Below are 13,207 nucleotides of genomic sequence, written 5' to 3'. Positions count from 1 at the left end.
TAGATTGTAACATATCTACACCACAAACAGGTAATTTTAATGCGCGGGCTGCCTTAACGGCTAATTTTAGTTCGTCTTCTGACAAACGAATTAGGTTTGCTGAACCACCACGGTGAAGATTAGACCTAAACTCTCCCTCTCTTCCTTGCCGCTTCATGGCACCAATAACCTGTCCGTCTACAATAAGTGCTCTTAGATCTGCGCCTTTAGCTTCGGCAATATATTCTTGTACTAAAGCTCTAGCTTGCAAACCGTTAAAGGCTTCAAGCACGGATTCAGCTGCATTCTTAGATTCGGCTAGTACAACACCAAGGCCTTGGGTACCTTCTAGTAGTTTTATAATTACAGGTGGACCACTAACATGGTTTAAGACTTCTTCAACGTCTCTAGAGTAATTAGTAAATACCGTTTTTGGCATCCCTACACCGGCTTTAGATAGACGCTGAAAACTACGTAGTTTATCTCTACTTCTTATAATGGCATCTGAGGTTACGGTTGTAAATACATTCATCATTTCAAACTGTCGTACAACGGCACAACCAAAAAACGTAACAGAAGTACCAATTCTAGGGATAATCGCATCTACATAATCTAAATAACGATCTTTATAATAAATAGTTGGTTTTTCTTGTTCAATAATAATATCGCATTTTAATGGATCTATGACCTCAATATCATGTCCTCTAAGTTCACCTTCTTCAATGAGGCGTCTTGTGGAATACAAGTTTTCGTTTCTAGACAAGATTACAATATTCATAGTAGCGCTTATAGCGTATAAAGTTAATAAGTATTTGCCAATTTAAAGATGAAATTAAAAGAGAAACAAAATATTTAAAACGGTTAAAAACTGAATACTTAGACTGAAAACTTTTATCTACCTTTGATTTAATGGCAGCAACGTCTTTAGAAATACAAATAAAAACCCTTCCTCAACAACCAGGTGTATATCAATATTTTGATGCCAATGAGCGGTTAATTTATGTTGGTAAAGCCAAGAATATAAAGAAGCGTGTGAGTAGTTATTTTACAAAAAATCACGACTATGGTAAAACCCGAGTATTGGTTAAGAACATTACGTCGATTAAACACATTGTGGTTGAAACCGAAAATGATGCCTTACTGTTAGAAAATAACCTCATAAAGAAATATCAACCTAAGTATAACGTTATGCTTAAGGATGATAAATCTTACCCTTGGATATGTGTTAAAAATGAACGTTTTCCGCGTATCTTTCCTACACGTAGAGTTATAAAGGATGGTTCAGAGTATTTTGGACCCTACACCAGTATGAAAACCGTTAAAACTCTTCTAGGTTTAATTAAAGGGCTGTATCAATTGCGTACCTGTAATTATGATTTATCCGAAGCTAAAATAGAAGCAGGTAAATACAAGGTTTGTTTAGAATATCATTTAGGAAATTGTAAAGGCGCATGCGAAGGTAAAGAGACGGAAGCGTCGTATCATGCTAATATTAAGGCTATACGCGAGATTCTTAAAGGAAACTTTAAAGATTCATTGCAACAATTTAGAATTCAGATGAAGCAGCATGCAGAAGCTATGGAATTTGAAGATGCTCAGAAAATTAAAGAAAAACTAACAGTTTTAGAAAATTACCAGTCTAAATCTACGGTAGTAAATCCAAAAATAAGCAACGTTGATGTGTTTTCAATAGTAAGCGATGAGACGTATGCTTATATAAACTTTTTACAGTTAAGCTATGGGTCTATTATCCGTTCGCATACGCTTGAGATCAAAAAGAAATTACAAGAAACTGATAAAAATTTACTAGAGATAGCAATTACCGAAATACGTCAGCGATTTAATTCAAATTCTAAAGAAATATATGTGCCTTTTAAGGTGGATTTAGGCGAAGAAGTTAAGGTAACCATACCTAAATTAGGAGATAAAAAGAATATTGTGGATTTATCTAAGCGTAATGCCAAGTATTATCGTTTGGATAAATTAAAGCAAATAAAAATTGTAGACCCAGATCGGCATGCCAATCGTGTAATGGCACAGATGAAAGCTGATTTACGCCTGTCTGAAGAACCAAGACATATTGAGTGTTTTGATAATTCTAACATTCAAGGAACAAATCCTGTTGCAGCCTGTGTGGTTTTTAAAAACGGAAAGCCCAGTAAAAAAGATTATCGTCATTTTAATATAAAAACGGTTGAAGGTCCAGATGATTTTGCGTCCATGGAAGAGGTGGTGCATAGAAGATACAAACGTTTGTTAGAAGAAGATCAGCCGCTGCCTCAACTAATTATAATAGATGGTGGTAAAGGTCAATTATCCTCAGCTTTAAAAAGCCTAGATGTATTAGGTTTACGTGGTAAGATTGCTATAATAGGAATTGCTAAACGCTTAGAAGAGTTATTCTATCCAGAGGATCCAATTCCGTTATATTTAGATAAGAAAAGTGAAACGCTAAAGATTATTCAGCAATTACGAAATGAAGCACATCGCTTTGGTATAGAACATCATCGTAACCGACGCAGCAAAAGTGCACTAACCACAGAATTAGAAAATATACCAGGAGTAGGTGAGCAAACTATAATTGATTTAATGAAGCAATTTAAAACAGTAAAACGTATTGCAAATGCTAAGCTAGATGAGTTAGAGGGCGTAGTCGGTGTATCGCGAGCAAATAAAGTTTATAATTATTATAACAAAGCGTAAAGTGAAGTTAAAAACCCTTTTAAGTATTCTATTTTTACTGCTGCTTTTATCGTTAAAGGCGCAAGAAAACACAACTAAAAACACAGTGCCAAAAGTAGGCTTGGTACTCAGTGGAGGTGGTGCTAAAGGTTTTGCGCATATTGGAGTATTAAAAGTTATTGATAGCCTTGGTATAAAAATAGATTATGTAGCAGGTACAAGTATGGGAGCCATTATTGGGTCGTTGTATGCTACAGGTTATTCTGGCAAGCAACTAGAACGCTTATTTAATGCTACAAATTTTGATGAATTAATTAATGATAAATTTCCAAGATCTTCAAAACCATTTTACGAGCGCGAAAATTCTGAAAAGTATGCCATTAGCCTCCCTTTCGATAATTTTAAGATAAGCTTTCCGTCAGGTTTGTCTCGTGGTCAAAACGTATATAATTTACTGTATCAATTAATGTTACCAGTTAATGATATACAAGATTTTAAAGACCTACCCATTCCGTTTTTTTGTATGGCAACCAATATAGAAACAGGTGCCTCTGTAGTTATGGATAAAGGGCGTCTTGCAGAAGCCGTTACAGCGAGTGCAGCCCTGCCTTCTTTATTTCAGCCAGTATCTATAGGTGATACGATCTATTTAGATGGTGGTATAACCAATAATTTCCCTGTAGAAGAATTACGTGCCAAGGGTATGGATATAATTATAGGTGTTGATGTGCAAGATGCCCTTAAGGATAGAAAATCTTTAAAATCTGCACCAGATATTTTACTTCAGTTAAATAATTTTAGAACTATAAACGCCATGAAAAGTAAGGCGCCATTAACCGATATTTATATTAAACCAGACATCACTAATTTTTCGGTGATATCTTTTAATGATGGCAAAGCTATTATTGATAATGGTGAAGCAGTGGCAAGAGCAAATATGGAGCAACTCATGGCAGTAAGTTCTCTGCAACAAAAAAACGACTTAAAACCAGATATAAAAATAATAGACAGTTTAAGCATTAAATCCATAAATATTGGAGGTAAAAATAAGTATACACGATCTTATCTTTTAGGGAAGCTAAAATTTAAAAACGATGCCAATATTAGTTATAATGAATTTAAGCAAGGGATTAACAATCTCATTGCTACTAATAATTTTGAAACTTTTAGATATTATTTAGAGCCAAATGAAAACGATAGTTATAATTTAAAAGGAGAAATAAACCAGTCCGAAATCTCTACGTTTTTAAGACTTGGTATTCATTATGATGGTTTGTATAAAAGTGCAATATTAGCTAACCTTACAAAGAAAAAGCTGTTGTTTAATAATGATATAGCTTCACTCGATGTTATCTTGGGTGATAATTCTAGATACAACTTTGATTACTTTATTGATAAAGGGTTTTATTTAAGCATCGGTTTAAAATCGAGATTCAATCAGTTTAATAAAAACGTAAATCCACGCTTGGTATTAGACGAAGCATCACCGCTGCTTGTGGGTTTAAACAAAATTGATGCAGAACTTACAGACTTAACCAATCAGTTGTATTTACAAACCATCTTTAGAAAAGATTTTGCGTTACGAGCAGGTTTAGAGCATAAACGACTTAAGATTACTTCAGAAACCTTAATTAACTCAAACCAAGATGATGAATTTACCTTTGAAAACACAGATTACTTTAGCCTATTTGGTAACCTGGTTTTTGATGATTATGATAATAAATATTTCCCAAAAAAAGGACTTTATTTTAATGGTGATTTCCATCTCTATTTTAATGCCTCAGGATTAAATAAAGCTTTTGAGCAATTCTCTATTGCTAAAGCCGATTTTGGCTACGCCTTTAGCTTTACAGATAAAATTGCTTTAAAAACAGAGGCAACTAGTGGGTTTAAAATTGGGGGACAATCCACCAATTCTCTAGATTTTGGGTTAGGAGGTTATGCGAGCAATTTTATAAATAATTTTCAATCGTTTTATGGGTATGATTATTTGTCAATTACTGGAGATAGTTTTATAAAAGCAGCATTTACGCTCGATTATGAAATTTTTAAAAAGCATCATATTCTATTTGCGACCAATTACGCCAATGTAGAAAATAGATTATTTGAAACAGGTAACTTTATTTCAACACCAGATTTTACAGGCTATGCCTTAGGCTATTCTTTAGAAACTTTTTTAGGTCCAATAGAAGCCAAATACACGTACTCACCAGAAACAGGAGAAGACTATTGGTTTTTTAATCTTGGCTTTTGGTTTTGACATAAGACTTTCGTTTTATGTCATGCTGAACTGTCATACTGAGCTTGTCGAAGTGTAGTTTCAGCATCTCTTTACATTAAGAATAAAAGTAATTTGAGAATTCAATCTTTGGAAGAAAATAATCTAACCAAAGGACCTCTTCCATCAAAAAGAATGTTATTTATAAAATTATCAATAGTCATAGATAACATTAAATCGTCACTATCAACAGGAACTGTAATACCATTTAATAATGGGCCGCAACCTCTGAGATAGCTTTCGTAACTGGTGTAATTATGTTCAATAAATCTATAGTTTGAAAACAGTTGTTTGTTCAGTTTTTTGGTATTAAAATTATAATCACTAAGTGGATTACTTGTTAGTAAAAAATGATCAAAATAGTTGTTTTTGAGCGTTAAATCTTGGTCAATTTTAAATACTGTTTTGGATTCCAGAGATATATTAAGGAAATTAGTATCACTGTTTTCTATCTTTTGGGAATAGTTAAAGTTTATTGATAAAATAAAAAATATTAAATAAATTTTATTCATTATTAAAGTTTTTAATTCACATGATTTAGACTAATTGAAGATACTTGATTTTTCAAAAATAATAATAAAATAATTGTTAAAAAATATTGAAAGAATTGTATCATAATTATTAGCTCTTTTTAAACCGTATTTGATTTTTTTTTGAATAATCATTAATATTTTTGATTGACGGCATATCCATAGATAAAATAATAGTTTTGATTCCTAATTTTTCTATTTTCTTTTTCTGCCTTATGTAGAGAGTACCACGTTTTTTTAGGTGAATTGAGAATAAAAATACTGCTGTAAGGTCATTTTTTGAATCAAAGAATTCATTAGAACTAAGGTTTTTAAAAACCAAATTCTTAAAGCTTCTATTATTATCAAATAATAAACTATCGATTGTTTTAATTGACAGTTTTTTCAATAATTTATTAGGTGGACATTGCGCACTTAGCTTATATGATATTTCTTCGACTGTTATGATTCTATTTTTTTTAATAAAAAAGATAAAAGAAGGGTATAAAATAACAGCTTCTTTGGTCAAATCAGAAATATAATAAATATTGGATTCGTTTATAGAATACTTTTTATTTGAATATTCAAGATATTCCTCTTTGTCTGAAAATTCAATACTGCTTTGTCCATAAAAATTTATCATAAAAGAAAGACAAAGCAGTAAAGTGAATATAAATTTAATTCTCATAAATATACGGTACATCATACTTAAAATAGGCGCCATCAACAATCTTTGGATATGAACCACCAGTTAGTTTATAATTGTTACTTATGTAAACACCATCTTCTACAACAAAAATGTCAAAATCAGAAGGTATATTATCTGACGAATTAATAACATCACTACTAAAATAGAAAGTTATTTTTTTGTCTTTTAAATTTTCAACTGCAACTACGTCAATTTCATTTCCGTCAGAGTTAAATTTTATAGCATTAGAGTCAGGTGTATTATTAATAGTGTTTCTTACACAATCAAAAGTAAATACCGCATCAAGGCCAAAACAGAAACCAAAACCTTTATTACAAAATGGTTTAGGCTTTTTAAATAACCTTATAGGAGTATCTGTTAATGCCCATTCCAAATGATAACCAGGCCCGCAGAAAAAGTCTTTTGCTTGTATTATCTCATTTGATGATTCTTCTTCTATCGTATTAAAGTCCTTTTCTTCTTGTGAACAAGAAGACAAAGCAAATACAATAATAAATATTCCCAATAATTTCTTCATAATTTTAAAGTTTAAAACTATCTATATTTTTCAGATAGGTAGATTAATAATTGTCTTAGTGCTAACCAAGACTTTCAAAAAGGAAACTGTTTAATAGAAGCTATTTATGTATTTTATGTAAGGGAAAAAGAAACGGAAACTAATCTTGGAAGCTGTTTGTGCGCTATTATTCTTAAGGGATTAAAAAATAAAAAGCTTGCGCAAGCTGCATGTTTAAACATTTTGTTAATTACAATATCACAAGTAGCTTCCATACATCTTGATCATATTGTAAAGAACAATATAAAATTACTAAAAAAAAAAGCGAAATCAGCAAAGTCTTTTGGCACCAAGCCTGTTAAATATCTGTTAACTGTGGAAAAACCGTAATTAGCACTTCTGTTCATATAATTTTTAACACTTATAGAGCTATTTTACAAGCAGTATTTGATTTTCAACAAAAAACCTATATTTACACTATGAAACCATTTTGGCAAAACATAAAACTTCATCTACATTTCCTTATAAAAAGGAACCAGAGTGATATCTATCATCCTGAACTTGTTTCATGATCTTTTTCATCATTAACTATCATTTTTTGTAACTTTAAGCGGTATTCGATTTATACAAAATAAACGATTATATCATTCAAAAATTAAACAAACTAAAAATGCCATTTTATCATAAACTTGGAAATATACCACCAAAGCGCCACACGCAATTTAAAAAACCTGATGGTAACTTTTATTACGAGCAATTGTTTGGTACTATTGGTTTTGACGGCATGTCAACAAATAGTTACCACGAACAACGACCGACTCAGGTGAAAGAAATAAAAAGACAATACAGTGTTTCGCCAAGGGTTGCAAAAGCTAATAACATGCAATCCTATCGTTTGCATGGTTTTAAAGTAAAATCTGAAAACGATTATTTAAAGAGCCGAAAAATAGTATTAACAAATAGCGACTGTAATATTATTCTTGCTGCACCGCAATTATCAACGGAAGATTATTTTTATAAAAATACGGATGCGGACGAGCTAATTTTTATTCATAAGGGTACTGGTAAATTAAGAACGCATCTAGGAAATTTAGATTTTAAGTATGGTGACTATTTATTAGTCCCAAGAGGTATCATCTATAAACTAGATTTTGACACAGAAGACAATAGATTGTTTATTGTAGAATCCTACAGACCAATCTATACACCAAAACGTTACAGGAATTGGTTTGGGCAGTTGTTAGAGCATTCACCGTTTTGTGAGCGTGATTTAAGGCAGCCACAAGAGTTAGAAACTTATAACGAGTCAGGAGATTTTTTAATTAAAATAAAGAAGCAGGACGAAATTTTTGATATGGTCTATGCGTCGCATCCTTTTGACGTCGTTGGGTATGATGGCTATAATTATCCGTATGCGTTTTCAATCCATGATTTTGAACCTATTACAGGTCGTGTGCACCAGCCACCACCAGTACACCAAACCTTTGAGACTGATGCCTTTGTGGTGTGTAGTTTTGTGCCACGTTTGTACGATTACCATCCATTAGCAGTACCAGCACCTTACAATCATAGTAACATAGATAGCGATGAGGTGTTGTATTATGTAGATGGTGACTTTATGAGCAGAAATGACATTGAAGCAGGTCACATTTCTTTGCATCCAGCAGGTATTCCACATGGACCACATCCTGGCGCCATGGAGCGCAGTATTGGTAAAGTAAAAACCGACGAACTAGCCGTAATGGTAGATACTTTTAAGCCCTTAAAAGTTACGGAAGAAGCAATGAAAATTGCAGATGAAGATTATTACAGGTCGTGGTGCCCATCCTAATCTTCCCAGAGGGAAGGAACAAATGAGGGTAAAAAAATGAATTAATTATAAAACAAACTCTTTTAGCCTAATACTAAGAGTTCTTCTTCTTAGGGGAAGTTAGAAGGGACTTCTTTTAATTATGAGCAAGATAGAATCAGTAAATTACGGACTAGAAAAAATATTTGAAGGAGCGCAAGACTTTTTGCCACTTCTAGGAACAGATTATGTAGAATTTTATGTAGGCAATGCCAAACAAGCAGCGCACTTTTACAAAACCGCATTTGGTTTTCAATCGCATGCGTATCGTGGATTAGAAACTGGGTCTACGGATTCTGTGAGTTACGTCTTAACGCAAGATAAAATTAAGTTGATGCTTACAACACCATTAAACAGTAAATCACCAATAAACGATCATATCGTAAAGCATGGAGATGGTGTAAAAATAGTGGCGTTGTGGGTAGATGATGCTAAACAGGCTTATAAAGAAACAACCTCTCGTGGTGCAAAATCTTATATGGAACCAAAAGTAGAAACAGACGAGTTTGGGGAAGTGGTACGCTCTGGCATCTACACTTACGGAGAAACAGTACATTTATTTGTAGAACGTAAAAACTATAATGGAGCATTTTTACCAGGGTTTGTAAAATGGGAATCCGATTACAATCCGCCAGCAGCAGGATTAAAGTATATTGACCACATGGTTGGTAATGTAGGTTGGAATCAAATGAACACTTGGGTAAAATGGTACGAAGATGTTATGGGTTTTGAGAACTTTTTATCTTTTGATGACAAACAGATTCATACAGAATATTCTGCATTAATGAGTAAAGTAATGTCTAATGGTAATGGTAGAATTAAATTTCCTATAAACGAACCTGCAGAAGGAAAAAAACGGTCTCAAATAGAAGAATATCTAGACTTTTATGAAGGTGCTGGTGTGCAACATATTGCCGTAGCAACTGATGATATAATAAAAACAGTATCACAATTGCGTAAAAATGGTGTAGAATTCTTATCTACACCACCAGAAGAATATTACAGAGCTGTACCAGGACGATTAGAAGAATTTAGCCACGAGCTAATAGAGGATATCGAAACACTAAAACGTTTAGGTATAATGATTGATGCTGATGAGGAAGGTTATTTATTACAGATTTTCACCAAGCCCGTAGAAGATAGACCAACCTTATTTTTTGAGATTATTCAGCGTATGGGAGCCCGTGGTTTTGGAGCTGGTAATTTTAAGGCTTTGTTTGAAAGTATTGAACGCGAGCAAGCAAAACGAGGCACCTTATAGTATTGATTTACAATATTTTAATTATATTTAACAAACTAAATCCGTTATTATGAAGTTAAAATTATTTTACCGTTTCTCTCTCTCTCTCTCTCTCTCTCTCTCTCTCGACTCAATGTAATTTTTCTATTTTCTTTTTTGTTTATGACCTCATGTTATGATGAACCCATTGATGAATCATTAAAAAATGGTGCTAATCAAAATCGTTATGAAGGTGGTATTCAATTAGAAAACCCTTATGCCACTGTAAATATGAAAATAGCCTTAGACACTATCAAGGCCAAAGTAGAAAGAGGTATTTAATTTTTAAATGCAGATGGAGGACAATTTAGAAAAAATTCTAACATTGTAGATCAGCTAAATATAAGAACCACTCATAAATACATAAAATTTATGCCTCAAACAGAAGAAGAATTGGCACTGTTAAAACAAGATTCTACACTAATATTATCTGATCATCCGTTAGATTATGAATTTGATGATGCATTTCATGATACTAGACCACAATTAAGTGAAGGGCAGATACCCGAGTACTTTACTACCGTACCAATAGCTCAATCTTTACCTAGTGTGAACCATGAAGAATTGGCTCAATTGTATATACCAGAGGAAGATATATTTTTTAATCCCCCAATAGAAAAACCAGTTACTACAAAGACACAGATAAATAATGAAGAAGATTTACTTCATCATCTTTTATTTGAAGCTTATGTATTGGTGGGTAAAGAGCAAGAGTTGTTAAGTGAGAATGGGGAAATCATAGACCCAAATACCTCTCAGGCAAAATGGATTTTTGGTCGTAAATGGAGGCCTTCGGGCACTATAACGCTATGGGATGGTATTGCTGGCACTACACCAGGAGGCCAATTTTGTCAATATACAGTAGTTGAGGTTGATTATTCGGGTTGCACAGACAATGATGGTACATTTACAGATTGCCCAGAATATGTATATGGTACAGTATGCATTGACCTGGATGATATCCAAGGGTCTTATGTTCCATTACGTGGTGCACAAGTATTAATGAGGCAATGGTTTACTGTAAGGCAAGGTATCACAGACGCTAATGGTAATTTCTCAACAAAATCCTTGCGAGGTAGAGCAAGGTATGTAATTCAATGGGAGCGTTACCATTATAGCATAAGAAAAGGGTCTCTATTTCAGGCTGAAACAAGAGGGCCTAAAGTAAAAGATAGGCCTTGGTTTAAAAATATAAGAGGAGATGATGATGAATACCACGGGATGATACACACAGCCGCACATGATTATTATTACGGTGATAGATTCGGTCTTTTTACACCACCTGAGAATGGTGGACTATTTGTTCCGCAATTAAAAATTGCAGCAAGAGAGACAGCTCCTTGGGGAGTGCCATCTTCTTTTTCTCATATTAGGGCAGAACTGACATTTGGTTTATTAGCACAGATTCATATAAAGGCCTATGGAAGAGATTCGGATGAGATCTATGGCACTACAATACATGAATTAGCACATGCCGCTCATTGGTATTTAGACCCAATTAATTACGATGATATTGTACAAGATTCATTTTTAGGTTTTACGGATTTAGGTTTTACAGAGGGTGTAAGGGACAATAATAGAAGATTGTTAGAAACATGGACTACAACTGTGGAAACACTTTTCACAAGAAGGCGCTATTTGCAGCAGTTTAATGTAGCTACCTATGCATATAGGGGTGATAACTTACAAAATCAAACTTTAGCAGAAGAGCACTATACATCAGCAGGTATAGATATGGTAGAAGGGAATTATGGACTACCAATTAATAATCAAAGTTTATTTCTCCCGCAGAGCCCTATCGATAGAGTTAATGGATATACTTTAAATCAACTTGAAGATGCATTAAATGGTTCAAATTCTTGGGGTGACTGGAGAAATAGGATATTTAACATAGATCTAAATAATCCAACACGCAATAATCTTGTTGAACTCTTTAATAACTGGCAATAATGAAGATTCGTAATAAAATTTTATTGTTAGCATTTTTTGCATTGATGAGTTGTCCGTCCGAGTCTGAGATGTGGGAAAGAACTTATCAGGTAAGAAACGATACAGTTTATGTAGTAACTATCCGTGCCTTTGAGAGCTTCGAGGGTATAGGCTTCTTTGAAGATGTGAGTTTATCAAACAATGAGATATATGCGGGCAACAAAGCTTTTGGCTCAAATTTCAGTATATTAAATGACTCAAATAATGTTATCCCAGCTTCATCTTTTGGTCGTTCTAGATTTATTGTCGTATTTGATGATGAGAGATTCATGATTCATTCATTGAATTTAGATGAAAATGGAAATACTGTTTTTTCGGAACCAATTAACAGAAACCTATTAAGAGGAGGAAGCTATACCCACATAGGCAACGATTTCTTCGAGTTTGTATTAACCGAAGAAGACTACAATAACGCCATACCTTGTAATGGTAATTGTTTAGATTAATAGCTCTACGGGGATTTTTATCCTCATGCATATAAGTACAAAAACCGTTTGAAACTTTTTATAATTGGTAATATGAAAATTAATAAAACAGTTCTATTTATATCATTTTTTGTATTAATGAGTTGTCCATCTGAGTCACCAATGTGGGAAAGAACTTATCAGATAAGAAATGATTCTGGATTTGATACTGTAATTAGGTTTTATGATATCTTTAATAATGAAATATTCCAAGATATTATCGTTCTTGATAATCAGTTTTTTAGAGGAGATACAATTGAAGGAAGCAATTTTGATGCTTTAAATGATACTGAGAGCATAAGACCTGGTCAATCATACGCATCATTTAGACTTATTATTGTATATGAAAATGAAAGAAAAATGGAGTACACACGCATTGATAGCGATGATGACGACATTCCAGACTCATTTTCAGGGCCAATTAACGGAAACCTTTTAAGAAGTGGCAACTATACGAATATTGGCAATAACATCTTCGAATTTGTATTAACTGATGAAGACTACAATAACGCCATACCATGCAACGGTAATTGTTTAGATTAAAAGTCCATTTAACAAGAAAATGACGTTATTTCTTGCAATAATCTGTCTAAGCGTTTTTAAGCAAATTAATAGCCAAGAATTTAATAATTGAGAAGTAAAATGTTTAAATAATTTTGGTATTGTATTAAGTGATTATAATCTCAAAAGCTTAGAGGTTAAAACTGATTTTAAAGATATATTGTATGATTACAAAATGTGTGTAGCCAAAACAGTTGTCATTATTTTACCTTGCTATCGGCAACTTTAATTACCTTAGGCATATATGATAAACATTATAAATCTTAAGAAATTAGTTAAAGTATAACTTTAACGATAAGTCTTTGGTGTTAATAATGCTAGTGAAAGTATGATATATAACCTAAGAGTGCACAAAATCAGAAGAAGGGAGGTTTGAAACTTTCAGACTATTAAAAATTAAAATAGAATTAAA

At 33.0% G+C, this 13,207-nt stretch carries 12 protein-coding genes; 8 read left to right on the top strand and 4 right to left on the bottom strand.

Annotation, left to right across the window (positions count from 1 at the left end):
• Positions 1 to 757 (bottom strand): RimK family alpha-L-glutamate ligase (locus Q0800_RS05750; protein ID WP_299128275.1); only part of this gene is annotated, 757 nt, incomplete at its 3' end.
• Positions 758 to 888: 131 nt separating this feature from the next.
• Between Q0800_RS05750 and uvrC the strand changes: the two genes are divergently transcribed.
• The gene (gene uvrC / locus Q0800_RS05745) at positions 889 to 2,682 is read left to right on the top strand and encodes an excinuclease ABC subunit UvrC (RefSeq protein WP_299128273.1); all 1,794 of its coding nucleotides are present in this window, start codon (positions 889 to 891) and stop codon (positions 2,680 to 2,682) included.
• Position 2,683: 1 nt separating this feature from the next.
• Positions 2,684 to 4,921 carry a patatin-like phospholipase family protein gene (locus tag Q0800_RS05740; protein ID WP_299128272.1) on the top strand — a complete coding sequence of 746 codons (2,238 nt, stop codon included), beginning with the start codon at positions 2,684 to 2,686 and terminating at the stop codon, positions 4,919 to 4,921.
• A 101-nt stretch (positions 4,922 to 5,022) separates the two neighbouring features.
• On the opposite strand, the gene Q0800_RS05735 is transcribed toward Q0800_RS05740, so the two are convergent.
• The 3 genes from Q0800_RS05735 to Q0800_RS05725 form a co-directional block, all read right to left on the bottom strand.
• Positions 5,023 to 5,451 (bottom strand): hypothetical protein, encoded by a 429-nt coding sequence (locus tag Q0800_RS05735; RefSeq protein ID WP_299128271.1) that lies wholly within the window; start codon positions 5,449 to 5,451, stop codon positions 5,023 to 5,025.
• Positions 5,452 to 5,560: 109 nt separating this feature from the next.
• The gene (locus tag Q0800_RS05730; RefSeq protein ID WP_299128270.1) at positions 5,561 to 6,172 is read right to left on the bottom strand and encodes a hypothetical protein; all 612 of its coding nucleotides are present in this window, start codon (positions 6,170 to 6,172) and stop codon (positions 5,561 to 5,563) included.
• A complete protein-coding gene (locus Q0800_RS05725) occupies positions 6,126 to 6,674 on the bottom strand; it encodes a hypothetical protein (RefSeq protein WP_299128269.1) in 549 nt (182 codons plus the stop codon). The genes Q0800_RS05730 and Q0800_RS05725 overlap by 47 nt, the downstream gene beginning before the upstream one ends.
• Before the next feature lie 649 nt (positions 6,675 to 7,323).
• Between Q0800_RS05725 and Q0800_RS05720 the strand changes: the two genes are divergently transcribed.
• The 6 genes from Q0800_RS05720 to Q0800_RS05695 all read left to right on the top strand — a co-directional run bounded on the left by Q0800_RS05720 (position 7,324) and on the right by Q0800_RS05695 (position 12,777).
• The gene (locus Q0800_RS05720) at positions 7,324 to 8,484 is read left to right on the top strand and encodes a homogentisate 1,2-dioxygenase (RefSeq protein ID WP_299128267.1); all 1,161 of its coding nucleotides are present in this window, start codon (positions 7,324 to 7,326) and stop codon (positions 8,482 to 8,484) included.
• 121 nt (positions 8,485 to 8,605) lie between these two features.
• A complete protein-coding gene (gene hppD, locus Q0800_RS05715) occupies positions 8,606 to 9,763 on the top strand; it encodes a 4-hydroxyphenylpyruvate dioxygenase (protein WP_299128264.1) in 1,158 nt (385 codons plus the stop codon).
• Between the two features lie 141 nt (positions 9,764 to 9,904).
• Positions 9,905 to 10,063, top strand: a complete 159-nt coding sequence (locus tag Q0800_RS05710; RefSeq protein ID WP_299128262.1) for a hypothetical protein — start codon at positions 9,905 to 9,907, stop codon at positions 10,061 to 10,063.
• Between the two features lie 90 nt (positions 10,064 to 10,153).
• A complete protein-coding gene (locus tag Q0800_RS05705; protein ID WP_299128260.1) occupies positions 10,154 to 11,731 on the top strand; it encodes a hypothetical protein in 1,578 nt (525 codons plus the stop codon).
• On the top strand, positions 11,731 to 12,216 hold the full coding sequence (locus Q0800_RS05700) for a hypothetical protein (protein ID WP_299128259.1): 486 nt from the start codon (positions 11,731 to 11,733) through the stop codon (positions 12,214 to 12,216). The genes Q0800_RS05705 and Q0800_RS05700 overlap by 1 nt, the downstream gene beginning before the upstream one ends.
• A 72-nt stretch (positions 12,217 to 12,288) precedes the next feature.
• A complete protein-coding gene (locus tag Q0800_RS05695; RefSeq protein WP_299128258.1) occupies positions 12,289 to 12,777 on the top strand; it encodes a hypothetical protein in 489 nt (162 codons plus the stop codon).
• The last annotated feature ends 430 nt before the right edge of the window (positions 12,778 to 13,207 follow it).

Source organism: uncultured Winogradskyella sp. (genome assembly GCF_937958655.1).
GTDB lineage: Bacteria > Bacteroidota > Bacteroidia > Flavobacteriales > Flavobacteriaceae > Winogradskyella.
Note: the sequence above shows the minus strand (reverse complement) of the source record. Positions and strands in the feature narration are given on the sequence as shown.